Genomic DNA, 24060 nt, shown 5'->3' on the forward strand with positions numbered 1-24060 from the left:
ACCGTGACTGGCTTCAGCCCTCGGTTGCGCTTGCTTTTTTGGGCTTGGCGCTTTTGGCCTTTGCTGGCGCCTTCTTTGCGGCTGCAGGCTTCTTGGCAGGAGCCTTCGCCTTGCCCTTCGCGCCGCCGCCGGCCGCGGCCTTGGCGTTGACCAGCTCGATCGCCTGCTCGGCGGTGATGCTCTCCTGCGCCATCGTCTTCGGCAGAGTGGCGTAGACCTTGCCCCAGGCGACATAGGGACCGTAGCGGCCGGCCTTGACCTCCATCTTGCCGCCCTGCGGGTGTTCGCCGAGATCGCGGCCCGGCGTCGCCGCGGCATTGCCGAAGCGCCTGCCGCCCGCGCCGCTCTCCTTGGCGACGATCAGGTCGATCGCCCGGTTGGCGCCGATGTCGAGGATGTCGTCGTCCTTGTCGATATTGGCGTAGGTCTTGCCGTGCTGGACGTAAGGACCGTAGCGGCCGATGCCGGCGAGGATCGGCTCGCCGCTGGTCGGATGCTTGGCGACCTCGCGCGGCAGCGAGAGCAAAGCGAGCGCCTTCTCCAGCGTCAGCGACCCGACAGTCTCGCCCTTGGGCAGGCTCGAGCGCTTCGGCTTCTCGCCATCGCCGAGCTGGATATAGGGGCCGAAGCGGCCTTCGCGCGCGGTGACCTCGAGATCGCTGACCGGGTCCTTGCCGAGGGTGCGGACACCGTTGACGGCCTGTCCGCCCTCGGCCGAGGCCTCGCCTTCGGCGGCCGAAGCGCTGAGCGGGCGGGTGAAGCGGCATTCGGGGTAGTTCGAGCAGCCGACGAAGGCGCCGAACTTGCCGAGCTTGAGCGAGAGCGTGCCGGTGCCGCAGACCTGGCAGCGGCGCGGGTCGCCGCCATCGGCGCGCGGCGGGAAGACGTGCTCGCCCAGGATGCCGTTCAGCGCTTCCAGAACGTCGCCGACGCGCAACTCCTTGGTCTCGCCGATCGATTTGGTGAACTCGTCCCAGAACTCGCGCAGCAGCGCCTTCCAGTCGACATCGCCGCTGGAGACCAGATCGAGCTTCTCCTCCAGGCTGGCGGTGAAGTCGAACTCGACATAGCGCTTGAAGAAGCTCTCCAGGAACGCCGTGACCAGCATGCCCTTGTCCTCGGGCACCAGCCGCTTCTTCTCGACGCGGACATATTCGCGGTCGCGCAGGGTGGCGAGCGTCGCGGCATAGGTCGAGGGCCGGCCGATGCCGAGCTCCTCCATGCGCTTGACCAGGCTCGCCTCCGAGAAGCGCGGCGGCGGCTCGGTGAAATGCTGGTCGGCGGCGATCGCCCGCTTCTCCAGCGGGTCGCCGGCCTTCATCGCCGGCAGCTTCTTGGAGTCCTCGTCCTCCTCGTCGTCACGGCTCTCCTGATAGAGCGTCAGGAAACCGTCGAACAGCACGACCTGGCCGGTGGCGCGCAGTTCGAGCGCGCGGGCGCCGACCTGGGCGGCGATGTCGACCGTGGTGCGCTCGATCGAGGCCGATTCCATCTGGCTGGCGATGGTGCGCTTCCAGATCAGCTCGTAGAGCTTGGCCTGCTCCGGCTCGAGATGGCGCGCGACCATCGCCGGCAGCCGGCCAAGGTCGGTCGGGCGGATGGCCTCGTGCGCTTCCTGCGCGTTCTTGGCCTTGACCGTATATTTGCGCGGGGCGTCCGGCACGTAGTTGTCGCCGAACTCCTTGCCGATGACCCGCCGCGCCGCGGCGATCGCCGAGCCGTCCATGTCGACGCCGTCGGTACGCATATAGGTGATCAGGCCGACGGTCTCGCCGCCGATATCGACGCCTTCATAGAGACGCTGTGCCACCTGCATGGTGCGGGCCGGCGCCATGCCGAGCTTGCGCGAGGCTTCCTGCTGCAGGGTCGAGGTCTGGAACGGGGGCTGGGGGTGACGCCTGACCGGCTTTGCCTCGACCTCGGCGACCGAGAAGCGCGCGGTTTCCAGCGCCGCCTTGAAAGCATGCGCCTCCTCGCCCGTGCCGATGTCGAGCCGGGTGATCTTCTTGCCGTCCGCGCCGGAGAGGCGCGCGTCGAAGGTCGCGCCGCTCTGGGTCGCGAGGGTCGCGACCAGGGACCAATACTCGCGGGCTCGGAAGGCCTCGATCTCGCGCTCGCGGTCGCAGACCAGCCGCAGCGCCACCGACTGCACGCGCCCGGCCGAGCGGGCGCCCGGCAACTTGCGCCAGAGCACCGGCGAGAGCGTGAAGCCGACGAGATAGTCGAGCGCCCGGCGGGCGAGATAGGCGTCGACCAGCGCCTGGTCGATCGGGCGCGGATTGGCCAGCGCCTTCTGCACCGCATCCTTGGTCACGGCGTTGAAGGTGACGCGCTCGACCGGAATGCCCTTGATGGCGCGCTTCTGGTTCAACGCCTCCAGCACGTGCCAGGAAATCGCTTCGCCCTCGCGATCCGGGTCGGTGGCGAGGATGACCTTCTCGGCGTTCTTTGCCGCCCGCGCGATCTCGGCGACCTGCTTGGCGCCGCGGCCCTCGGTCTCCCACAGCATGGCGAAGTCGTTCTCGGGATCGACCGAGCCGTCCTTCGCGGGCAGATCGCGAATGTGCCCGAACGAGGCGATGACCTCGTAGTCCGAGCCCAGATATTTGTTGATCGTCTTGGCCTTGGCCGGCGACTCGACGACGAGGAGCTTCATGACGCTTTCGATCTCATAGGCAAGGGTAAGGCGGGCACTGGCGACCAGCCTCGCCGAACTTGGCGCGGGGCGCGTTGATACCGGTTCGGGATTGCGCGCGAAAGTGGTTCACGCGGCCGGTCCTGTCAAACCCGATTCTGCTTTCCGGGGCAGGGCGGTCAGGCTAGGTCACCAGCCGATGCTGTTTTTGATCTATGTCAAGGAGACCCAGCATGTCGTCGCAGAACCGGACAAGCCGGCTGACCTCTCTCGATATTCGCTCCCGCAAGGGCGGCGAGCCGATCGTCGCGCTGACGGCCTATACGGCGCCGATGGCGAAGATCGTCGACGAGGTCGCCGACGTCGCGCTGGTTGGCGACTCGCTCGGCATGGTCGTCTACGGCCTCGACAGCACTGTCCCGGTGACGCTGGAGATGATGAGCTTGCACGGCCAGGCGGTGACACGCGCCACGGCGCGCTCGCTCGTCGTGATCGACATGCCCTTCGGCAGCTATGAGGAGGGCCGCGAGCAGGCCTTCCGCAATGCAGCCCGGCTGGTGAAGGAGACTGGCGCCGGCGCAGTGAAGGTAGAGGGCGGCCTGCGCATGGCCGAGACGGTGCGTTTCCTGGTCGAACGCGGCGTGCCGGTCATGGGCCATGTAGGCCTGACGCCGCAGGCGGTCAATACGCTCGGCGGCTACAAGGCGCAGGGGCGCAGCAGGGCGCAGTGGCCAGCGCTCATCGCCGACGCCGAGGCGATCGCCGATGCCGGCGCATTCTCCCTGGTGGTCGAGGCGGTCGCCGAGCCGTTGGCGGCGGAGATCACCAAGAAAATTACGATCCCGACCATCGGCATCGGCGCCTCCGCCACCTGCGACGGACAAGTCCTCGTCCTCGACGACATGCTCGGCCTCACCGGCCGCGTACCGAAATTCGTCAAGGCTTACGGCGATTTGGCCGGGCACACCCGCGAGGCGGTGCGGACTTATGCCGCCGAGGTGCGCAGCCGCCAGTTCCCGGGCGAGGCGCATGTCTATTCGCTGAAGGCGGAGTGACCCACAGAGAACATACGCGCTGCCTTGCGCCGGCCACGACTCGCCCCTAAACAGCGGTCTTCAAATGACATCGACCGCACCGCTATATCCGCACCGGCATCTCCTCGGGATCGAGGGGCTGTCTCATTTGGATATCGAGGCCCTGCTCGAGCGCGCCGAGACCTATGTCGCGCTCTCGCGCCAGGTCGAGAAGAAGACCGCGACGCTGCGCGGCCGCACCCAGATCAATCTGTTCTTCGAGCCCTCGACGCGGACCCAGGCCTCGTTCGAGCTCGCCGGCAAGCGCCTCGGCGCCGATGTGATGAACATGTCGGTCGGCTCCTCCTCCGTGAAGAAGGGCGAGACGCTGATCGACACCGCCGCGACGCTGAACGCGATGCGGCCGGACATCCTGGTCGTGCGCCACCATGCCGCCGGCGCGGTCAATCTGCTCGCCCGCAAGGTCGATTGCTCCGTCGTCAATGCCGGCGACGGCGCCCATGAGCATCCGACGCAGGCCCTGCTCGACGCCCTGACCATCCGCCGTAACAAGGGCCGGATAGCGGGGCTTACCGTCGCGATCTGCGGCGACATCGTGCATTCGCGCGTCGCCCGCTCCAACATCATCCTCCTCAGCGCGCTCGGCGCCAAGGTGCGCCTGATCGCGCCCTCGACCTTGCTGCCGACCGGTGTCGAGCGCATGGGCGTCGAGGTCTTCCGTGACATGAGGAAGGGGCTGGAGGGCGTCGACATCGTCATGATGCTGCGCTTGCAGCTCGAGCGCATGAACGGCGCCTTCGTTCCGTCCTCGAAAGAGTACTTCCGCTATTTCGGGCTCGACCGCGACAAGCTCTCGCTGGCGGCGCCGGATGCGCTCGTCATGCATCCCGGTCCGATGAATCGCGGCGTCGAGATCTCCTCCGAAGTGGCCGACGGCGCCCAGTCGCTGATCCGCGAGCAGGTCGAGATGGGCGTCGCCGTGCGTATGGCGGTGCTCGATGCGCTCGCGCAGCATCTGCCAAATGGCTGAGCCGGATGGAGCTCTTCCTCGCCTGGCTGCTGCGACAGATGCGCCGGGCTCGGATCGTCTTCGTCGGCCTCTATCTCGTGGTCGTGGCCGGCTTTGTCTATGCCGAACCGCGCTCCGCCTGGACCTGGCTGATCGTGCTGCTGGGCGCGCTCCTGTGCGTCGGCATCTGGGGGCTGATCGGGTTCTGGCATTATGTCTTCACGCAGCGCCGCGAGCGCATGAACGGGGTCGAGCGTAGCGATGGCTGACAGCAGCGATCTTGCGATCATCGGCGCGCGATTGGTCGACCCGGCCTCCGGGCGCGAGGGCGTCGGCAGCGTCCTGATCCGCGACGGCGTCATCGCCGATGTCCATTGGGGCGGCGATCGCCCTGACCTGCCCGCCGGCATCGCGGTCGAGGATGCCGGCGGTCTCGTCCTCGCCCCCGGTCTCGTCGACCTGCGCGCCTTTCTCGGCGAGCCCGGCGCGGAATTCCGCGAGACGCTCGGGACCGGTTCGCAGGCCGCTGCCGCCGGCGGCGTCACCACGGTGATCTGCCGGCCCGATACCGACCCGCCGATCGACGATCCATCGGTGATCGACTTCATCAAGCGCCGCGCCCGCGACAAGGCCATCGTCAATGTCCTGCCCGCGGCGGCTCTGACCAAGGGGCTCGCCGGCAAGGAGATCACCGAGTTCGGCCTGCTGCTGGAAGCCGGCGCGGTCGCCTTCAGCGACGGCGCCAACGGCGTGCGCAACCCGCAGGTCATGCGCCGGGCGATGATCTATGCCCGCGACTTCGACGCGCTGCTGATCAACCATGTCGAAGACCCCGATCTGCGCGGCGTCGGCGTGATGAACGAGGGCGAGTTCGCCAGCCGCAAGGGCCTTCCCGGCATCCCGCACGAGGCCGAGACGGTGATGCTGGAGCGCGATCTGCGCCTCGCCCGCGCCAGCGGCGCCCGCTATCACGCCGCCATGGTCTCCTGCTCGGATTCGCTCGTACTGATCCGCCGGGCCAAGGAAGACGGGCTTTCCGTCACCTGCGGCGTTTCGATCAACAATCTCTGCCTGAACGAGAACGATGTCGGCGAGTACCGCACCTTCTGCAAGGTCTCGCCGCCGCTGCGGCATGAGGACGAGCGGCTGGCGATGATCGCGGCGGTGGCCGAGGGGCTGATCGACGTCATCGTCTCCGACCACGACCCGCAGGATGTCGAGACCAAGCGTCAGCCCTTCGCCGAGGCCGCCAATGGCGCGCTCGGCATCGAGACGCTGCTGCCGGCGGCGCTCCGGCTCTATCATGGCGAGCAGATAGGCCTTGCTTCGCTGTTCGCCGCCCTGTCGAGCCGGCCGGCTGAACTGCTGGGCCTGGGTTGTGGCCGGCTGGCGGCAGGCGCACCGGCCGATCTCGCCTTGGTCGACATCGACGCCCCCTTCGTCGTCGACAAGCGCAAGCTGAAATCCCGTGCCAAGAACTCGCCCTTCGACGAGGCGCGGCTGCAAGGGATCGTCCAGGCGACCTTCGTCGGTGGCCGGGTGGTCTATCGCGGCGAACCCGCGTAAGTTCAACCAAGACGGGCAGGGGAGATTGCATGGCTGAGGCGTTCGCTTGGGCGTTTTCGGGGCCTATGGGCCTCGCCGCGCTCGTCCTCGGCTATCTCTGCGGCTCGGTCCCGTTCGGCATCATCCTGACAAGGCTGACCGGCGGCCCCGATTTGCGCACGATCGGCTCCGGCAATATCGGCGCGACCAATGTCCTGCGCACCGGCAACAAGAAACTGGCGGCGCTGACGCTGCTCGGCGACATGCTGAAGGGCACCGCCGCGGTGCTCCTCGCCGGCTGGCTGCTCGGCGGCAAGAACGCAGCGCTCGCCGCCGGCCTCGGCGCCTTCATCGGCCATCTCTTTCCAGTCTGGCTGCGCTTCAAAGGCGGTAAGGGCGTTGCCACCTTCCTGGGCATCCTGATCGGGCTGAAATGGTCGATCGCGCTGATCTTCGCCGCGATCTGGCTCAGCATCGCCTACCTCTCCAAGTACTCCTCGCTCTCGGCTCTGATCGCCAGCCTGTTGACCCCTCTGCTGCTCTGGTTCTGGGTACGGGACGTCCAGATGGCCGGGCTGATGGCGATCCTCACGCTCTTGCTCTGGTTCATGCATCGCGAGAACATCACGAGGCTGCTCGCCGGCCGCGAGGGCAAGATCGGACAGAAGGGCTGAATGGCGATGGCCGGTTTCGCTCTCGACGACCGGCAACGCCTCGACTGGCTCCGCCTGATCCGCAGCGAAAGCATTGGCCCGCGCACCTTCCGCACTCTGGTCAACCGCTTCGGCGGCGCGGCCGGGGCGCTCGACGCTTTGCCGGAGCTCGGCCGGCAGGCCGGGCGGTCGCTGAGGCTGTGCACACCGGCTGAGGCCGAGCGGGAATTCGAGGCGCTGCGCCGGCGCGGCGCCCATCTGATCGCGCTGGGCGAAGCCGCTTATCCCGTGCCGCTGCAGGCGATCGATTCCGCCCCGCCCCTGATCGCGATCGACGGCGACCCGGCGGCGCTGAACCGCCCCTGCGTTGCCGTGGTCGGCTCGCGCAACGCCTCGGCTGCCGGGTTGAAATTCACCGCGACATTGGCGCGCGAGCTCGGCGATGCCGGCTTTGTCGTCGTCTCGGGCCTTGCCCGCGGCATCGATACGGCAGCTCATCAGGCGAGCCTGGAGAGCGGCACGATCGCGGTGCTGGCCGGCGGGCTCGACGAGGTCTATCCGACGCAGAACATTCCCTTGCTCGATCGCATCCGCCAGCGTGGCGCGGCGCTGAGCGAGATGCCGCTCGGCTGGGTGCCGCGCGGGCGTGATTTTCCGCGGCGAAACCGCCTGGTCTCGGGCCTGGCCCTGGGAACGGTCGTGGTCGAGGCGGCGCGCAAATCCGGCTCGCTGATCACCGCCCGCTTCGCCAACGAGCAGGGCCGGCAGGTCTTCGCCGTGCCGGGCTCGCCGCTCGATCCGCGCGCGGAGGGTGGCAATCACCTGATTCGCGAGGGCGCGATCCTCTGTGCCGAGACGGCGCATATCGTCGACGTGCTGGCGCCGATGCTGCGGCAAGGCGATCTGTTCGGTCCTGTGCCGTTCCTTGCGCGCGAGGGGGGAGAGCCGCCTGCGCGTCAAGAGGCGCTCTGGGACGAGCTCGACTTGCCGGAGGTGCTGCCGGCGCCGAAGCTCGAGCTCGAAAGCGGGTTTCCGCAGCAACAGGACGTTATTGCGGACGTCCCGCATCGACGCCTGCTCGATTTGATCGGCTCAGCGCCGATAGCGATGGATGATCTTGTTCGCGCCAGCGGCCGGCCTGCGCGCGAGGTCAGCCGCATCCTGCTCGAACTGGAGCTGGAGGGCGTGGTGCAGCGTCACGCCGGTGGTGCGCTCTCGCGGTCGGGATGAGTGATCGTGGCCGGCGATCAATCGATCATTTCGCCCCAGCGGTCGCGCTCTCGCTCGGCCTCCGCTGCTGCGAGTTCCAGGAGGGTAACGAGCAGGTCGAGATCGGCGGCGCGAGCCTGCGTGCCGAGCTCGGCGAGCATCGTCGTCGCCTTGACGGCAAGATCGCGCTGGAGCTCCCGTTGACGGGCTCGTTTCGCGACGAGGAACTGCAGCGCCAGGGTTTCGGATTCGCCGTGGACAGGCGGGGTTCGGCAGGTCGCAAAAGTGCTGGGGGCGTAGGCGTCGGTCGTTGGAGAAGCCGGGATGGGGCACTCCCGTCAGGTTGCTGTCAAACAACAATGCAACCTATAATTTAATAATCGGCAAAGGACACGCGGAACTAAGCTCCACTGTCGATATCGCTCGCCTCACCCAGCTGAACAAGGCAGGTCCGGCGATTGATCGCAGCCTCCAGCCGCGTCATGTCGACGAAATAAGCGAGGCTGCTGAGTTGCGCCGCCCGTGCCATCGCGCCCAGCTCCACACTGATCTCCTCGATATAGGTGGCAACCTCAAGTTGCATTCGCGCCATCGCGTCCATGCTATGCGGGCCCGGTGAAACCCGCACGCTCCGGCCGAGATCGGGCACTCGGGGCAAGCGATTGTCATCCGGATAGATTTTATCCTCCTTGAGTCGCCGTGATGTTGCTTTTCTCATTTCTCCTGCCCTCGCGGTAGCGTCAGCCCGGGGGAACGAACCGGTGTTCGACAAGGGCTATTCTTGCTACTCGCCTTCGAATAATGCAATCACTGCGTGTATAAAATTTCTTGTATGGAACGTCTCCGCGATCAGCGCGTTTCTTCCGCGTCGCAATTTGGCCGCGATTGGTTCAGGCCCGGTTCAACCGAGGCGCGTTAGATCGAGCGGCAAGGCGAAATTTCGCCGGAAGGAGAGTGCCATGTCAGTTTTCGGAAAGAGCCGCTTCCTGGTGACGCTCGCCGTCACCGGCAGTGTTCTGGCGGCGGGCCTGAGCCCCGTCATCGCCGGCGAGACTCGCCCGGTCGGCTTCGACAAGAGCCGTCTCGACGCGGCGCAGGTCGATTATTCGCAATATTATCGTCGCGGCTGGCGCGGGGGTAACCGGGGCGCTGCCATCGCTGCCGGCGTCGGTCTCGGTATCCTCGGCGCTGCTGCCATCGCGGCGAGCAGGCCCGCCTATGCCGAACCGGTTTATGGCTATGACAACGGCTATGGCTACGGACCGCGCTATGTCTATGAAGAGCCCGTCTATGTCGCGCCGCGCCGCTACTACGGCCCTCGCCATTACGGCTACTATCCGGACAACATCAGGGATCCGGCTGGCGGCAGCTATCGCTGAGTCCCGCCCGGACAATAGCCTTAATAAATTCCGAACGCCTGACGCCTAGGCTGCGAAGGGTCATTTCCGTCCATCGACGGTGGTGGCCCTTTTCGCCGCGCGGGAACAATCGGCTCCGAACCCGGAGCCGTCGCCTTGTCGACCTTGGAGAAAGACGATGAAACCTTCGCTCAAGACGCTGCTGTCCGGCTGCGGTGCGGTCGCCCTGGCGGTGCTCTGCTCCGGTACGGCAATGGCCCAGTACTACAATGACGGCTACGGCCGCCGTTACGAACGCCCTGGCTATGATCGCGGTTATGATCGTGGCTACGACCGGGGCTACGATCGGCGACGTTACGACGACCGGCGTTATGGCGGCGACTATCGGCGTGGGCCCGATCCTCGCAATCCGCTCGCCGGGATGAGCATCGAAGATCAGAAGCGGGCGATCAAGAACCATCGCCGGGCGCAGAAGAAGGCGTTCAAGAACGGCTACATCATGCCCTAGCCTTGGTCGTCCTCCGGCTCGCCCGCCTCCGATTCGAGGCGGCCGAGCCGGTCGAGCGCGCCCTGCAGGATATAGGCTGCCGCCATCTTGTCGACGACGGCAGCCCGCCGGGCGCGCGAGGCATCGGCATCGAGCAAGGTGCGGGTGACGGCGAGCGTCGACATCCGCTCGTCCCAGAACACGATCGGCAGCGCCGTCAGCGGCGCGAGATTGCGCACGAAGGCGCGGGTCGACTGCACCCGCGGTCCCTCCGTCCCGTCCATGTTGAGCGGCAGGCCGATCACCAGCCCGGCGATCGCGTGGGTCTGCGCCACCTTGAGCAGCGCTGCTGCATCCTGCTTGAACTTTACGCGCTGGATCGTCTCCAGCGGCGATGCGATCCGGCGCTCGACATCGGACAAGGCGAGCCCGATGGTCTTGGTGCCGAGATCGAGCCCGAGCAGGCGAGCGTGCTCGGGCAGAGCGAGGAAGTGGTCCAGGTCGACGAGATTGCTCATCCGCCGCCGGTAGCATGGGCCGCCCGCGGAGGCGAGCGGCCCGCTCGACTCAGTTGGCGTTCTGCGGCGTCAGGCCGGCCGCCTTCAGCGCCGCGCCCCATTTGGCGACCTCGGCGGCGAAGCGCTTGCCATGGGCTTCGCGCGTCCATTCCGCCGTCGGGAAGGCGCTGGTGCCGACCGCCTTGAAGCGATCGAGCACGGCCGGGTCCTTCAGCGCCGCCTGCAATGCGCCGTTCAGCTTGCCGAGTGCGGCAGCCGGCGTTCCCTTCGGGGCGTAGAGCCCGTGCCATATCGTCATGTCGATCTCGGTGCCGGCCTCGCGCGAGGTCGGCACGTTCGGCAGCACGCCGAGGCGCTCCGGCGAGGTCACCGCATAGGCGCGGATCTTGTCGGACTGGATTTGCGGCACCGCCGTGGTCGACTGGTCGCAGAGCACGTCGACCTGGCCGCCGACGAGGTCGTTCATCGCCGGCCCCGTGCCGCGATAGGCGACCTGGGCGAGCTTGACGCCGAGCGCCTGCGAGATCAGCACGGCGCATAGATGTGCGTTGGACCCGACGCCGGCATGGGCGACGGTGAGCTTCTCCGCCTGCTGCTTGGCGTAGGGGAAGAAAGCCTTGCCGTCGACCGGCGGCAAAGCGAGCTTGCCGGCGATCACCATCGGGCCGGTATTGACCAAGCCGACCGGCGCGAAAGCGGTCGAGGTGTCGTAGCCGAGATTGCTGTAGAGCGCTGGCGCCGCGGCGAGCGCGAGATGGTGGATCAGCAAGGTGTGGCCGTCGGCCTCTGCCGAGACCAGGCGCTTGGCGCCGGCCGTCCCGCCGGCGCCGGCAATGTTCTCGACGATGACCTGCTGGCCGAGCGTGCGGCCCATATGCTCGCCGAGCAGGCGAGCGATCACGTCGCTGGGGCCGCCGGCGGCGAAGGGCACGATCAGGGTGATCGGCTTGCTCGGAAAGCCTTGGGCCAGAGCGGGCGCGCCCAGCCCGAGCAGGAGCAGCCCTGCCAGGGCGCCGCGGCGCGTCGTAAGGAATCTGCGGAATTGGGCGATCATTCGTGTCCTCCGGTGTGGCGGCCGCTCTGCGTCGGCTTGGTCGAAATCTCGTGGTCTTTCGGTCCTCGAGCTTGGATCGCTCTGTTCGAGCGAAATTTTAGAAACACTTGGCAACAAGTTGATGATGCGTCGATTGCGATCGATCGACGCTCTGACGCGCCTGTGAAGCGAGGGCGGCTCAGCGTAGGTCCGACAGGTAGTGAACCTCCTGGGTCAGGCACAGGCTGAGCCTGTGCTCGACGGGCGTGCCGTCGAGCGACAGGGCGGTGCGGTCGATCTGCAGGGCCGGCTCGCCGGCCGGAACGCCAAGCGCCGCGGCGTCCTCGGCGCCGAGCGCCACCGCCTTCAGCCGCTCGCGCGCATTGGCGATGGTGATGCCGTAGTGCCCGGCATAGAGGCTGTAGAGATTGTTCGGGATCGGCCCGTTCTCCAGCCCGGGAAAAAGCTGCTGCGGCAGGCTGAGCGTCTCGACGATCAGCGGCGCGCCGTCGAAGGCGCGCTGCCGGCGGATGCGGATGACGGCGGCATCCTCCGCGAGATCCAGTGCCGCGCGCTCGGCCTCGCTGGCCAGGGCGGTCGTCACCGAGAGGACGACGCTGTCGGGGAAGCGCGGCGAGCCTTGGTCCGGCGCCAGCTTGAAGAACTGGAACAGGATGCGGCGCTCGTCATGCTCGGCGACGAAGGTGCCACGGCCCTGGCGCCGCACGACGAGATTCTCGGCCGCGAGCTCGTCGAGCGCCTTGCGCACCGTGCCCTGGCTGACGCCGATCTCGGCGGCGAGCTGGCCTTCGCTCGGCAGCGCCGCGCCCGGCGCCCAGACGCCGTCCATCAGCCGGCGCACGAAGATCGCCTTCACCTGTCGGTAAAGCGGGCGGAAGCCCAGCGTCTCCGGCGTGTCGGGCTCGCGCGGCTGCCCTGCGATTTCGAGCTTGTGCACACTCATATGTCTTATATAAGACTTGGGCGCAGCCACGTCGAGCCCGATTTCGCAAATGGGTCGGCGTGCAGGTCACGAAATCGGTTCAGGGGAGTTCGCCATGAGCAAGCCGCATCTGCTGGTGCATGAGAAGAAGGACACGGTCGGCGTCGTCGTCGTCGAGGGCCTCAAGGCCGGAACCGACATGCTCGGCGTCGTCACGCACGACAATTCCGATTTCCGCCTGGCCGCCAAGATGGACATCCCGATCGGCCACAAGGTCGCGCTCAAGGACATCAAGAAGGGCGATACGATCTGGAAATACGGCCAGGACATCGGCAAGGCGATCGCCGACATCGGCAAGGGCGAGCATCTGCACGTCCACAACGTCAAGACCAAGCGCTGGTGATCGCCAGGCCGGTGAGCGCCGGCCTTCGTTCGTTCCGATCTTAGGGCTCCCTTCAGGGTCGAGCCCTCAACCGTCCAGGAAACCGCCAATGTCCTCCATCGTCGCCAATTTCGACCTCGTCAAAGGCAAGCTCGCCCGGGTGAAGGGCCGCAAGATCGACGCGCCCGAGTTCAAGACGCCCTTCGTCAAGCGCCCGACCGGCCGCAGCCTCGATTCCTTCATGGGCTGGCGCCGCGAGAACGGCCGCGTCGGCGTGCGCAACCACGTGCTGCTGCTGCCGCTCGACGATCTCTCCAACGCCGCCTGCGAGGCCGTCGCCAACAACATCAAGGGCACGCTGGCGATCCCGCACGCCTATGGCCGCCTGCAGTTCGGCGAGGATCTCGAGGTCCATTTCCGCACCCTGATCGGCACCGGCTCGAACCCGAACGTCGCCGCCGTCGTGGTCATCGGCATCGAGGACGGCTGGACCAAGCGCGTCGTCGACGGCATCGCCAAGACCGGCAAGCCGGTGGTCGGCTTCGGCATCGAGGGCCATGGCGACATCGCCACCATCGCCAAGGCCTCCTATGTCGCCAAGGAGTTCGTGCAGTGGGCGACCGAGCTGCAGCGCGTGAAGTGCGGAATCGAGGAGCTCTGGGTCTCGACCAAATGCGGTGAGTCGGACACCACCACCGGCCTGTCCTCCTGCCCAACCGTCGGCAACATGTATGACAAATGGATCCCGCGCGGCGTCTATGGCGTCTTCGGCGAGACATCCGAGATCACCGGGGCCGAGCATCTCTGCAAGGCGCGCGCCGCGACGCCGGAGGTCGGCGAGCGCTGGTACAAGATGTGGAAGGCCTATCAGGACGACGTCATCGAGGCTCACAAGACCGACGACCTCTCCGATTCGCAGCCGACCAAGGGCAACATCGCCGGCGGCCTGACCACGATCGAAGAGAAGGCGCTCGGCAACCTCGAGAAGATCGGCCGCGAGTGCAAGTTCATTGACATTCTCGAGCCGGCGCAGGCGCCCGAGAAGGGGCCCGGCCTTTACTACATGGACACCTCGTCGGCTGCCGCCGAATGCGTGACCCTGATGGCTGCCGGCGGCTACGTCGTGCACACCTTCCCGACCGGGCAGGGCAACGTCATCGGCAACCCGATCGTCCCGGTCATCAAGATCACCGGCAACCCGAAGACGATGCGGACCATGCCCGAGCACATCGACGTCGACGTCTCCGGCATCCTGCGTCGCGACCTCACCATTCCGCAGGCCGGCGACGCGCTGATCGAGAACATCGTGCGCACGGCGAATGGCCGCCTCACGGCAGCCGAGGCGCTGGGCCATCGCGAGTTCTCGATGACCAAGCTATACCGCAGCGCCTGAGCACCTGCGTCTCCGGGCGCGACGAGGCGAAAGACGTGTCGGACAGCATCGTTTCATTGCATGAGCCGGGGCGGGCAGTCTTGCCCGCCTATGTCCGTGCCCTGGAGGCGGGCTGGTCGCCGAACACGATGCGCGATGTCGCGCCGGAGCAGCTCGCCGCGATCGCGGCTGATCCGGATGCCTTCCTGTTCGGTCTCAACGGGCGCGGCGGCAAGATTCGCCTGCATGACGGCAGCGAGGTCGATCGCCTGCCGGGCATCATCCGCTGGATCATCGCGGCTCGTGGGCCGGAGAGTCAGTTTGTCGGCAGCATCAACCTGCGCTGGCAGGAAGACGAGGCTGGCAAGCCGGTCACCGAACTGCCGCCGCATGTGCTCGGCCATGTCGGCTACACCATCCTGCCGGACCATGCCGGAAACGGCTACGCCAGCGCCGCTTTGGCGGCGGTGCTGGCCGAAGCTCGCTCCATCGGCCTGCCGTTCGTCAAGATCACCTGCGATGCCGGGAACGCAGCCTCGCGGCGGGTCATCGAGAAGAATGGCGGGCGTTTCGTCGAGAGTTTCGTCGCTCCGTTCTACGGACCCGGGGAGCGACTGATGTACCGGATCGATTTGCAATCATGACCGAAGCAGCCGTCCCGCGCCTGGCGAAAGGCCTCGGCCCGCTCCTGCCGGGCTTCGCCCTCTCGACGGTGGTGGCGATCGCCTCCGTCCTGGCCGAGCCCGTGCTGAAGCAGCTCGCCGGCGGACGCGTCGGCATCCCGGCGGTGGTGATCGCGCTGGTGATCGGCATGGCGTTGCATCCGGTCGCAAACACAAAGCTCTTCCTCCCGGGCATGACCTTCTGCGTCAAGAAGCTGCTGCGCTGGGCGATCGCGCTGCTAGGCCTGCGCGTCGCGCTCGGCGACATCATTGCGCTCGGCCTGGGCACGGCTGTGCTCGTCATTGTCTCGATGGTGGCGACCGTCGTCGCCGGCTTCGCGTTGGCGCGCCTGCTTGGCCGCGAGCCTGGAGTAGGCGCCCTCGGTGGCGTCGCCACCGCCGTCTGCGGCGCCTCGGCCGCGCTCGCTACCGCGACAGTGGTGCCGGATTATCGCGACAAGGCCGCTGACACCGCCTTCACCGTGATCGCGATGAACGTGCTCGCGACGATCGCGATGCTAGCCTATCCGCTGCTCTGCGTTTGGCTCGGCCTCTCGCAGCAGCAGACCGGCGTGATGCTCGGCGCAACGATCCACGACGTCGCGCAGGTCGTCGGTGCCGGCCAGGCCGTCTCGGACGAGGCGGCGAACGCGGCCGTCATCGTCAAGCTCTTCCGCGTCTTCCTGCTGCTGCCCGCGGTGCTGATCGTGGGCTGGTGGCTGACCCGCCATGGCGAAAGCCATGTCGACGCCAAGGTGCCCGTCCCGGTTTTCGCCTTCGTCTTCCTGATCATGTGCGTGCTCAACAGCGTGCTGAGCACGCAGGCGGGCGTTGCCGGGGTCTATCTGCCGATCCGCGACATCCTGCTCGAAGTCTCGCGCTGGGGCCTGCTGATCGCGATCGCGGCGCTCGGCCTCGGCACCTCGATCGCGGCGATGGCCCGGCTCGGCTGGCGCCATCTCGCCGTCGTCACCGGCACCAGCCTCGTCATCCTCGTCGTCGCCACGGGTGGGATCATCCTGCTCGGCTGAGCGAAACTCACAGTGGAAACAGCCATGACCGATATCGTCATCACCGAATTCATGGACGAGGCGGCGGTGGCGACGCTGAAGGCGCGCTACAGTGTGCACCATGACCCCGAGCTCTTCGGCAAGCCGGACGAGCTCGCGACGCTGGTCGCCGACATCCCGGCATTGATCGTGCGCAACCAGACGCAGGTTCGCGGCGCGCTGCTGGCCGGCGCGAAGAACCTCAAGGTCGTCGGCCGGCTCGGCGTCGGGCTCGACAATATCGACATGGAGGCCTGCTCGGCCCGCGCCATCCAGGTCTTCCCGGCGACCGGTGCCAACAGCCTGTCGGTGGTCGAATATGTGATCGGCACGGCGATGACGCTACTGCGCGGCGCCTATTTCGCCAATTCCGCCATGATCGCCGGCGAATTCCCGAAGACCAAGCTGATCGGCCGCGAGATCGCCGGCAAGCGCATGGGCCTCGTCGGTTTCGGCGCGATCGCCCGCGATGCGGCGCGCCATGCCAGGGCGCTCGGCATGACCGTCGCCGCCTACGACCCCTATGTTCCCGCCGGCGACGCTTGGCAGGGCATCGAGAAGCTCGAGCTCGACGCGCTGCTCGCGACCTCCGACGTGATCTCCATCCACCTGCCGCTGACGCCTGAGACGCGCGGGCTGATCGGCGAGGCGGCCTTTGCGAAGATGAAGCCCGACGCCATCCTGATCAACGCGGCGCGCGGCGGCATCATGGACGAGGCGGCGCTGGTCGCGGCGCTGAAAGGCGGGTGCCTCGGCGGCGCCGCGCTCGACGTCTTCGAGCAGGAGCCGCTCAAGGCCGATGGCGCGAAACTCTTCGCCGGCACGCCCAATCTGATCCTGACCCCTCACATCGCCGGCAATACGGTCGAATCGAACGGGCGCGTCTCGGGCCTCGTCGCCGAGCGGGTGATGGCGGCGCTGGAGGGCAGGGCATGACCAAGCTCTCGCTGGAAGCGGCCGAGCAGAAGGTCGCGGACCTCTTAATCGAGGCCGGGGCCTCGCCCGCCAACGCCGCTTCGGTCGCGCTGGCGCTGGTCATGGCCGAGGCGGACGGGCTCAAGGGCCACGGCCTCTCGCGCGTGCCGACCTACATCTCCATGCTGCGCTCCGGCAAGATCGACGGCCAGGCCGTCCCGATCGCGCGCCAGCCCAAGCCTGGCGTGTTGGCGATCGACGCTGCCCATGGTTTCGCCTATCCGGCGATCGATCTTGCCGTGATCGAACTGCCCGAAATCGCCCGCAAGCAGGGCATCGCTGCAGCCCCGATCCGGCGCTCGAACCATTGCGGCGCCGCGGGCCTTCATGTCGAGCGGCTGGCCGAGCAGGGCCTCGTCGCACTGCTCTTCGCCAACACGCCCGGCGCGATGGCGCCCTGGGGCGGCGCCAAGCCGGTCTTCGGCACCAACCCGATCGCCTTCGCCGCGCCGCTGGCCGGCCGCGAGCCCTTGGTGATCGACATGGCGCTGTCCAAGGTGGCGCGCGGGCCGATCGTCGCCGCCAGACAGAAGGGCGAGGCTATCCCCGAGGGCTGGGCGCTCGACGCCCAGGGCAAGCCGACCACCGACCCGGCGGCGGCGATCGCCGGCACGATGGTGCCGCTCGGCGACGCCAAGGGCGCGACGCTCGCCATGATGGTCGAGATCCTCGCGGCGGCGCTGGTCGGCACCCATTTTGCCTTCCAGGCCTCGTCCTTCCTCGACGACAAGGGCGGCCCGCCCGATACCGGCCAGCTCATCCTCGCCATCGATCCCGCGGGCATGGGTGGCAACTGGTTCGCCGAGCGCATGCGGATGCTGACGCATGCGATCGAGGAGCAGCCCGGCACGCGTCTGCCCGGCATGCGGCGCTATGGCCTGCGGGCCAAAGCCCGGGCGGAGGGGATCGAGGTCGCGCTCTGACGTTTGCTGCGGCTGGTTAATCGCCTGCGGTCGATTTTAGGAAACCGTGACGCGAAGCTTGAAGGTGTCGACAGTAAAACATCGTCCACGCGGCGGCATCGGGTCGGGCGAACCGTTCGGGGACGATATGAAGACGACTTTGCTTGCTGGGGCCATGGCAGCAGCGCTGGCAGGGTGCCAGACGACGGAGAAGGCGGCACAGACGCTCAAGAGTGAATGGATCGGCCGGAGCGCCGATTCCTTCTTCGTCCAGAACGGTCCGCCGGTCGCCGGTTTCCCGCGCGACAACGGCGGTCAAATCTACACCTGGCGTGGAGGAGAGGCGACCTCGGTGCGCCCCGGCAGTTTCCAGACCCGTACAGTGCCGACGCAGACGCTGGACGGCCGGCGCACCACGACGACGACCACGACCTATCAGCCGCCACGGCAGTTCAATTATGTCTGCGAGGCCCAGATCGTGGCCGATCAGCAGGGCATCATCGAGTCGATCCGCATCAGCCGCGATTCGGACGGCATGGGGTTGTCCTTCTCGCGTTGCGCGGAACTTTTCGCGCGCGATTGAGGCTGCGCCCACCTTCGTCAGACAAAGTCGAATCGATCAACATCGACAAGGCCTTTGTCAGTGATCTTGAGATGCGGGATCACCGGCAGGGTCAGGAAGGCGACCTGCAGGAAGGGCTCGGCCAAGACGACGCCGAGCGCCTTTGCCGCCGCGCGCAGGCCTTCCAGCCCATGCCGTACCGTCTCGAAAGGCTGGTCGCTCATCAGCCCGGCGACGGGCAGCGCCAGCTCGGCCGTGACCTTCCCGCCATCGGCCACGGCGAAGCCACCGCCGGTCTCGATCAGCCGGTTGGTGGCCGCCGCCATCGAGGCTTCGTCGACGCCGACGACGCAGAGATTATGGCTGTCATGGCCGACCGAGGAGGCGATGGCGCCGTGCGTCATGCCGAAGCCATGGACGAAGCCTGAAGCGATGCCGCCATTGCGGCCATGACGCTCGATCACCGTGACTCTCACGGCATCCTGGTCGAGATCGGGCAAGGCGAGGCCATCGCGTGCCGGCAGGTGCATCGAAAGCCGCTCAGTGATGATGCGGCCCGGCACGACGCCGATCACCGGTGTCTCGCCTTCGCGCGCCTTCACCGCGAAATCCTCGGGCGCGAGCTTGCGGCTACGGACGCTGGCGAGGCCGGCCGGCGCTACCGGCTTCCGGCCGGCGAACAGCGCGTCCTCGACCAGCCTGCCGCCAGCGAACACTCGTTGGACACGGCAGGCGGCGAGATCATCGACCAGGACGATGTCGGCGCGTTTGCCGGGGCCGATGAAGCCGCGGTCGAACAGGCCGAAATTCCGCGCCGCCGAAAGGCTTGCCGTCCGATAGGTCGCGAGGATGTCGGCGCCATGGGCGATCGCGGTGCGGATCATGTAGTCGAGATGGCCTTCCTCGGCGATGTCGAGCGGGTTGCGGTCATCGGTGCAGAAGGCGAGGAAGGGCGAGGCGTCGCGGCTGATCAGCGGGATCAGCGCATGCAGGTCCTTCGAGACCGAGCCCTCGCGGATCAGGATCGCCATGCCCTTGGCGAGCTTTTCGCGGGCCTCCTCGGCCGTTGTGGTTTCGTGGTCGGTGCGGATGCCGGCGGAGAGATAGCCGTTGAGGTCGAGGCCGCGCACCAGCGGCGCATGCCCATCGATATGCCGGTGCGAGAACGCTTCCAGCTTGGCGAGGCAGCCGGGATCGCGATGCAGCACGCCCGGGAAATTCATGAACTCGGCGAGCCCGATCACCTTGGGATGGTCCATGAACGGCGTGAGGTCGGCCGCCTCCAGCGCCGCGCCCGCCGTCTCCAGATGCGTTGCCGGCACGCAGCTCGACAGCTGGACGCGCAGGTCCATGCGCATCGCTTCGGCACATTCGAGGAAATAGCGGATACCCTCGGCGCCGAGCACGTTGGAGATCTCGTGCGGATCGCAGATCGCGGTGGTGACGCCGTGGGGCAGCACGCAGCGCTCGAATTCGAGCGGCGTCACCAGCGAGGATTCGACATGCAGATGCGTATCGATGAAGCCGGGCACGGCGATCAGGCCGCTCGCATCGAAGCTCGCCTTGCCGTCATAGCGACCATAGGTGCCGACGATCGTGTCGCCGCAGAGCGCGATGTCGGTCTGGACCAGCTCGCCCGAGACGAGATCGAATAGCTGCGCGCCACGGATGACGAGATCGGCCGGCTCATCGCCGCGTCCTTGCGCGATCCGGCGGGCGAGGGTGGCTGCATCGGTCATGGGACAGTGCTCCGGGTTCGGGCCGGCTTGGCTACGCCATCTCGCCGGCCTAGACAGGCGCTGTCCAGTCGCCTTTCGCGGAGACCATCATGCAGCTCACCTGGTTCGGCCATTCGGCGTTTCGGCTCGACCTGCCCGGCGCCTCGGTCCTGATCGATCCTTTCTTCACCGGCAATCCCGCTTTCGAGGGCGATGCCGCCGCCGGCAAGGGGGTCAGCCATATCGTCGTGACGCATGGCCATGGCGACCATGTCGGCGACACGCTCGCCATCGCCGCGGCGAACGACGCCACCGTGATCACCAATTACGACCTGTGCATGCACCTTGCCTCGAAGGGGCTGAAGACATTCCAGCCGATGAACACCGGCGGCAGCGTCGATCTCGGCGCCTTCTCGGTGACGCTGGTCCGCGCCGATCATTCGGCCGGCATGGGCGAGGCGGGGGTGAGCGTCCCGGTCGGCAACGCCAATGGCGCGATCATCAAGGCGCCCGGCGAGAAGACGCTCTGGCACATGGGCGACACCGACATCTTCTCGGACATGGCCCTGCTCGCCGAGATCCATGGCGTCGAGGCCTGCATCTGCCCGATCGGCGACCGCTTCACCATGGGCGCCAGGACGGCGGCGCTGGCGATGACCCGCTTCGTCAAGCCGAAGCTCGCCATCCCCTGCCATTACGGCTCCTTCCCGATCATCGCCCAGGATGCGGCGGTCTTCGTCGAGGGGCTGAAGGGCAGCGGCGTCGAGGCGCTGGTGCCGGAGAAGGGCAAGGCGGTGACGGTCTGAAGGAGCGCGAAGGCCGGGCAGCAGGGCGCGGGGAACCCTCTCCTGGAAGGAGAGGGCAGGGTGAGGTGTAGACTGTTCGACCATCGCCGCGAGCGCTCACCGCGCGGTCGAGTTCAGGCTCACGATTTCTCTCCCGAACACCTCACCCCTACCCCTCTCCTTCCAGGAGAGGGGATCCCGCGCGTGGCTTGACGCGTGTTGCGGGCCGGGCTCGCGCGCCGTATAGCCCGTGCAACACATCACGTTCGCCAGTGCTGCGAAGTTTCAGGAGCCCGCCCATGTCGGTCGACGCCGCCACCGTCAAACGCGTCGCGCATCTCTCGCGCATCGCCGTCGATGATGCGGATGTGCCGAAGCTGCAAGGCGAACTCAACGCCATTCTCGGCTTCGTCGAGCAGCTCAACGAGGTCGATGTCTCCGGCGTCGAGCCGATGACTTCTGTCACGCCGATGGTGATGAAGAAGCGCCAGGACATCGTCAACGACGGCGAGATCGCTTCCGAGATCGTCGCCAACGCGCCGGCTTCCGAGGACGATTATTTCATGGTGCCGAAGGTGATCGAGTGAGCGCCTGAGGCGCTCTGCTCATCGCCATCGCCCCGCCCGCTCATGTTTTCGGATATTCCCGTGACCGATCTCACCCGCCTGACCCTGACCGAAGCCCGCGAGGGGCTGAAGGCCAAGCAGTTCTCCGCCACCGAGCTCGCCAAGGCCCATATCGCCGCCGTCGAGCAGGCGCGGGCGCTGAACGCCTATGTGCTGGAGACGCCCGAGCACGCGCTGAAGCAGGCCGCCGCCTCGGACGAGAAGCTCGCCAAGGGCGACGCCGGCCCGCTGGAAGGCCTGCCTCTCGGCATCAAGGACCTGTTCGCGACCAAGGGCGTGCGCACCACAGCCTGCTCTCGCATCCTCGGCAATTTCGTGCCGCCCTATGAATCGACCGTCTCGTCGCAGCTCTGGCGCGACGGTGCCGTCATGCTCGGCAAGCTCAACAATGACGAGTTCGCCATGGGCTCGTCGAACGAGAGTTCGGCTTTCGGGCCGGTGGTCAATCCCTGGCGGCGTGCACAGTCTTCGGCCAAGCTGGTTCCGGGCGGCTCCTCCGGCGGCTCGGCCGCGGCCGTCGCCGCGCATCTGTGCCTCGCCGCGACGGCAACCGACACCGGCGGCTCGATCCGCCAGCCGGCCGCCTTCACCGGCACGGTCGGCATCAAGCCGACCTATGGCCGCTGCTCGCGCTGGGGCATCATCGCCTATGCCTCCTCGCTCGACCAGGCCGGGCCGATCGGCAAGACCGTGCGCGACTGCGCCGTGATGCTGCGTTCCATGGCCGGGCACGACCCGAAGGACACCACATGCGTCGACCGGCCGGTGCCGGATTACGAGGCCTCGGTCGGCCGCTCGGTCAAGGGCATGCGGATCGGTATTCCCAAGGAGTACCGGCTGGAAGGCCTCAACGCCGAGATCGATGCGCTCTGGCAGCAGGGAATCGACTGGCTGAAGGCGGCCGGGGCCGAGATCGTCGAGATCTCGCTGCCGCATGCCAAATACGCGCTCCCGGCCTATTACATCGTCGCGCCGGCCGAGGCCTCGTCGAACCTCGCGCGCTATGACGGCGTTCGCTACGGCCTGCGCGAGCAGGGCCGCGACATTGTCGAGATGTACGAGAAGACCCGTGCCGCCGGCTTCGGCGCCGAGGTCAGGCGCCGCATCATGATCGGCACCTATGTGCTGTCTTCGGGCTATTACGACGCCTATTACCTGCGCGCCCAGAAGGTGCGGACGCTGCTCAAGCGCGACTTCGAGCAGGTCTACGACCAGGGCATCGACGCGGTGCTGACGCCGGCGACGCCATCCTCCGCCTTCGGCATCGGCGAGCAGGGCTCGTCCGATCCCGTCGAGATGTATCTCAACGACGTCTTCACGGTGACGGTCAACATGGCCGGCCTGCCCGGAATCTCCGTGCCGGCGGGGCTCGACAGCCAGGGCCTGCCGCTCGGCCTGCAGCTGATCGGCCGGCCCTTCGACGAGGAGACGCTGTTCTCGCTCGGCCAGGTCATCGAGGAGGCGGCCGGCCGTTTCCCGGTTGGCGAGCGCTGGTGGGCGTGAAACCCATCGGCGCGTGATCGGTCGCATTCCGAATCCTGATTTCCCGGACGCTACACCGGGTGGCAGTCTCCGCGCCTGATCAGGCTGCCGGAGACCGCCATGCCGTCCTATCCGTTCGAGACCGTCGACGTTTTCACCGATACCCGCTTCGGCGGCAACCAGCTCGCCGTCTTCACCGATGCGCGCGGCCTCTCGGATGCCGAGATGCAGGCGCTGGCGGCGGAGATGAACTATAGTGAGACGACCTTCGTGCTGCCGCCGAGCGATCCGGCCAACACGGCGCGCGTCCGCATCTTCCATCGCACCGCCGAGATGCCCTTCGCCGGCCATCCCAATGTCGGCACCGCCTGCGTGCTCGCCGCCCATGGCCGCGACCGCGACGGCATCCTGCTGTTCGAGGAAATGGCAGGGCTCGTCGAGGTCCGTGTCGCCCGCGGTGCCACAGGACTGGTGACGGGCGCGACCATCGCCGCGCCGCAGGCCCTCTCGCTCGGCCTCCAGCTGCCGGCCGACGCGATCGCAGCCTGCGCCGGGCTCGGCCCGCAGGACGTGCTCACCGGCCGCCATCTGCCGCAGCAGGCTTCGGTCGGGGTCAAGTTCTTCTTTGCCGAGGTCACGCCGGAGGCGCTGACGCGGGCGACGCCGGACATCGCGGCCTATCGCCGGCTCTCGGCAGCCAACCCGGTCTTGGAAGGCCGCCTGTCGATCTTCTTCTACGCCTGGGACGGCGACAGGGTTCGCGCCCGCATGTTCGCGCCGCTCGCCGGCACCTGGGAGGACCCCGCGACCGGCAGCGCCAGCGCGACGCTCGCGGCGCTCACTCTCTCGCTCTCCGAGAAGGACAGCATCGCTTTCGAAATCGCGCAGGGCGTCGAGATGGGCCGGCCGAGCCTGCTGAATGTCACGGCGCGGCGCGCCGATGGCGAGATCCGCGCCACTGTCGGCGGCGGCTGCGTGCCGGTGCTGAGGGGCGAGGCGACGGTTTAAGAATGGCGCGTCCTGCTCGGGCTTTGACCCGAGCATCCCAGGCCGGAGGAGGCCCTGAATGGCGCCTTCTTGTCACGAGATTCTCGGGTCTGCGCTTCGCTCCGCCCGAGAAT

26 protein-coding genes are annotated in these 24060 nt (G+C 67.3%); 19 read left to right on the forward strand and 7 right to left on the reverse strand.

Translation table 11 applies throughout. The features are described from left to right. Window positions 1-13 precede the first annotated feature (13 nt). Window positions 14-2656, reverse strand: a complete 2643-nt coding sequence (gene topA, locus BMZ69_RS00625; RefSeq protein WP_092153762.1) for a type I DNA topoisomerase — start codon at window positions 2654-2656, stop codon at window positions 14-16. 212 nt (window positions 2657-2868) lie between these two features. On the opposite strand from topA, the gene panB reads away from it, so the two are divergent. The 6 genes from panB to dprA all read left to right on the forward strand — a co-directional run bounded on the left by panB (window position 2869) and on the right by dprA (window position 8106). After that, window positions 2869-3690 (forward strand): 3-methyl-2-oxobutanoate hydroxymethyltransferase, encoded by an 822-nt coding sequence (panB, locus tag BMZ69_RS00630; RefSeq protein ID WP_092153764.1) that lies wholly within the window; start codon window positions 2869-2871, stop codon window positions 3688-3690. A 64-nt stretch (window positions 3691-3754) separates the two neighbouring features. Then, the gene (locus BMZ69_RS00635; RefSeq protein ID WP_092153766.1) at window positions 3755-4699 is read left to right on the forward strand and encodes an aspartate carbamoyltransferase catalytic subunit; all 945 of its coding nucleotides are present in this window, start codon (window positions 3755-3757) and stop codon (window positions 4697-4699) included. Between the two features lie 5 nt (window positions 4700-4704). Continuing rightward, window positions 4705-4947: a hypothetical protein gene (locus BMZ69_RS00640; RefSeq protein ID WP_092153768.1), complete on the forward strand. Its 243-nt coding sequence runs from the start codon at window positions 4705-4707 to the stop codon at window positions 4945-4947. After that, entirely contained in the window at window positions 4940-6244 is a 1305-nt protein-coding gene (gene pyrC / locus BMZ69_RS00645; protein ID WP_092153770.1) for a dihydroorotase, read from the forward strand. The genes BMZ69_RS00640 and pyrC overlap by 8 nt, the downstream gene beginning before the upstream one ends. 29 nt (window positions 6245-6273) lie before the next feature. Beyond that, the gene (gene plsY / locus BMZ69_RS00650; protein ID WP_092153772.1) at window positions 6274-6897 is read left to right on the forward strand and encodes a glycerol-3-phosphate 1-O-acyltransferase PlsY; all 624 of its coding nucleotides are present in this window, start codon (window positions 6274-6276) and stop codon (window positions 6895-6897) included. Beyond that, entirely contained in the window at window positions 6898-8106 is a 1209-nt protein-coding gene (gene dprA / locus BMZ69_RS00655) for a DNA-processing protein DprA (protein WP_092153773.1), read from the forward strand. 17 nt (window positions 8107-8123) lie between these two features. Here dprA and BMZ69_RS32325 read toward each other — a convergent pair whose 3' ends face one another. Continuing rightward, window positions 8124-8246 (reverse strand): hypothetical protein, encoded by a 123-nt coding sequence (locus BMZ69_RS32325; RefSeq protein WP_280142052.1) that lies wholly within the window; start codon window positions 8244-8246, stop codon window positions 8124-8126. 239 nt (window positions 8247-8485) lie between these two features. Next, entirely contained in the window at window positions 8486-8803 is a 318-nt protein-coding gene (locus tag BMZ69_RS30960) for a hypothetical protein (RefSeq protein WP_139218946.1), read from the reverse strand. A 241-nt stretch (window positions 8804-9044) separates the two neighbouring features. On the opposite strand from BMZ69_RS30960, the gene BMZ69_RS00665 reads away from it, so the two are divergent. Together BMZ69_RS00665 and BMZ69_RS00670 are read left to right on the forward strand one after the other, a co-directional pair. Next, window positions 9045-9464 (forward strand): hypothetical protein, encoded by a 420-nt coding sequence (locus tag BMZ69_RS00665; protein ID WP_092153777.1) that lies wholly within the window; start codon window positions 9045-9047, stop codon window positions 9462-9464. A 157-nt stretch (window positions 9465-9621) separates the two neighbouring features. Continuing rightward, entirely contained in the window at window positions 9622-9951 is a 330-nt protein-coding gene (locus tag BMZ69_RS00670; protein ID WP_092153779.1) for a hypothetical protein, read from the forward strand. On the opposite strand, the gene ruvX is transcribed toward BMZ69_RS00670, so the two are convergent. The 3 genes from ruvX to BMZ69_RS00685 all read right to left on the reverse strand — a co-directional run bounded on the left by ruvX (window position 9948) and on the right by BMZ69_RS00685 (window position 12439). Further along, window positions 9948-10448 (reverse strand): Holliday junction resolvase RuvX, encoded by a 501-nt coding sequence (gene ruvX, locus BMZ69_RS00675; RefSeq protein ID WP_092153781.1) that lies wholly within the window; start codon window positions 10446-10448, stop codon window positions 9948-9950. The genes BMZ69_RS00670 and ruvX overlap by 4 nt on opposite strands. Before the next feature lie 49 nt (window positions 10449-10497). Further along, on the reverse strand, window positions 10498-11502 hold the full coding sequence (locus BMZ69_RS00680) for a tripartite tricarboxylate transporter substrate-binding protein (RefSeq protein WP_092153783.1): 1005 nt from the start codon (window positions 11500-11502) through the stop codon (window positions 10498-10500). Window positions 11503-11680: 178 nt separating this feature from the next. Then, on the reverse strand, window positions 11681-12439 hold the full coding sequence (locus BMZ69_RS00685) for a GntR family transcriptional regulator (protein ID WP_244543147.1): 759 nt from the start codon (window positions 12437-12439) through the stop codon (window positions 11681-11683). A gap of 100 nt (window positions 12440-12539) precedes the next feature. Between BMZ69_RS00685 and BMZ69_RS00690 the strand changes: the two genes are divergently transcribed. The 7 genes from BMZ69_RS00690 to BMZ69_RS00720 all read left to right on the forward strand — a co-directional run bounded on the left by BMZ69_RS00690 (window position 12540) and on the right by BMZ69_RS00720 (window position 18349). Further along, complete coding sequence (locus tag BMZ69_RS00690) at window positions 12540-12827, forward strand: UxaA family hydrolase (RefSeq protein WP_092153787.1); 288 nt, start codon at window positions 12540-12542, stop codon at window positions 12825-12827. A gap of 220 nt (window positions 12828-13047) precedes the next feature. Then, on the forward strand, window positions 13048-14199 hold the full coding sequence (locus tag BMZ69_RS00695; RefSeq protein WP_092154573.1) for a UxaA family hydrolase: 1152 nt from the start codon (window positions 13048-13050) through the stop codon (window positions 14197-14199). 35 nt (window positions 14200-14234) lie between these two features. Then, window positions 14235-14822, forward strand: coding sequence for a GNAT family N-acetyltransferase (locus BMZ69_RS00700; RefSeq protein ID WP_244543148.1), 588 nt, complete (start codon window positions 14235-14237; stop codon window positions 14820-14822). Further along, window positions 14819-15871 carry a YeiH family protein gene (locus BMZ69_RS00705; RefSeq protein ID WP_092153789.1) on the forward strand — a complete coding sequence of 351 codons (1053 nt, stop codon included), beginning with the start codon at window positions 14819-14821 and terminating at the stop codon, window positions 15869-15871. Before BMZ69_RS00700 ends, BMZ69_RS00705 begins: the two co-directional genes overlap by 4 nt. A 24-nt stretch (window positions 15872-15895) precedes the next feature. Then, window positions 15896-16825: a hydroxyacid dehydrogenase gene (locus BMZ69_RS00710; protein WP_092153791.1), complete on the forward strand. Its 930-nt coding sequence runs from the start codon at window positions 15896-15898 to the stop codon at window positions 16823-16825. Continuing rightward, the gene (locus BMZ69_RS00715) at window positions 16822-17787 is read left to right on the forward strand and encodes an Ldh family oxidoreductase (RefSeq protein ID WP_092153793.1); all 966 of its coding nucleotides are present in this window, start codon (window positions 16822-16824) and stop codon (window positions 17785-17787) included. The genes BMZ69_RS00710 and BMZ69_RS00715 overlap by 4 nt, the downstream gene beginning before the upstream one ends. Window positions 17788-17845: 58 nt before the next feature. Next, window positions 17846-18349 carry a hypothetical protein gene (locus BMZ69_RS00720; protein ID WP_139218947.1) on the forward strand — a complete coding sequence of 168 codons (504 nt, stop codon included), beginning with the start codon at window positions 17846-17848 and terminating at the stop codon, window positions 18347-18349. A 17-nt stretch (window positions 18350-18366) separates the two neighbouring features. Here the strand turns inward: BMZ69_RS00720 and ade are convergent, their stop codons facing one another. Further along, window positions 18367-20067 (reverse strand): adenine deaminase, encoded by a 1701-nt coding sequence (gene ade, locus BMZ69_RS00725; protein ID WP_092153797.1) that lies wholly within the window; start codon window positions 20065-20067, stop codon window positions 18367-18369. A gap of 89 nt (window positions 20068-20156) precedes the next feature. On the opposite strand from ade, the gene BMZ69_RS00730 reads away from it, so the two are divergent. The 4 genes from BMZ69_RS00730 to BMZ69_RS00745 all read left to right on the forward strand — a co-directional run bounded on the left by BMZ69_RS00730 (window position 20157) and on the right by BMZ69_RS00745 (window position 23947). Then, window positions 20157-20852 (forward strand): metal-dependent hydrolase, encoded by a 696-nt coding sequence (locus tag BMZ69_RS00730; protein WP_092153799.1) that lies wholly within the window; start codon window positions 20157-20159, stop codon window positions 20850-20852. A gap of 278 nt (window positions 20853-21130) precedes the next feature. Further along, window positions 21131-21418: an Asp-tRNA(Asn)/Glu-tRNA(Gln) amidotransferase subunit GatC gene (gene gatC / locus BMZ69_RS00735; RefSeq protein WP_092153801.1), complete on the forward strand. Its 288-nt coding sequence runs from the start codon at window positions 21131-21133 to the stop codon at window positions 21416-21418. 60 nt (window positions 21419-21478) lie between these two features. Then, the gene (gene gatA / locus BMZ69_RS00740; RefSeq protein ID WP_092154578.1) at window positions 21479-22960 is read left to right on the forward strand and encodes an Asp-tRNA(Asn)/Glu-tRNA(Gln) amidotransferase subunit GatA; all 1482 of its coding nucleotides are present in this window, start codon (window positions 21479-21481) and stop codon (window positions 22958-22960) included. Window positions 22961-23059: 99 nt separating this feature from the next. Beyond that, window positions 23060-23947: a PhzF family phenazine biosynthesis protein gene (locus BMZ69_RS00745; protein ID WP_092153803.1), complete on the forward strand. Its 888-nt coding sequence runs from the start codon at window positions 23060-23062 to the stop codon at window positions 23945-23947. The last annotated feature ends 113 nt before the right edge of the window (window positions 23948-24060 follow it).

This window comes from Allobosea sp. CRIB-10 (genome assembly GCF_900112185.1).
In the GTDB taxonomy this organism is placed as follows: domain Bacteria; phylum Pseudomonadota; class Alphaproteobacteria; order Rhizobiales; family Beijerinckiaceae; genus Allobosea.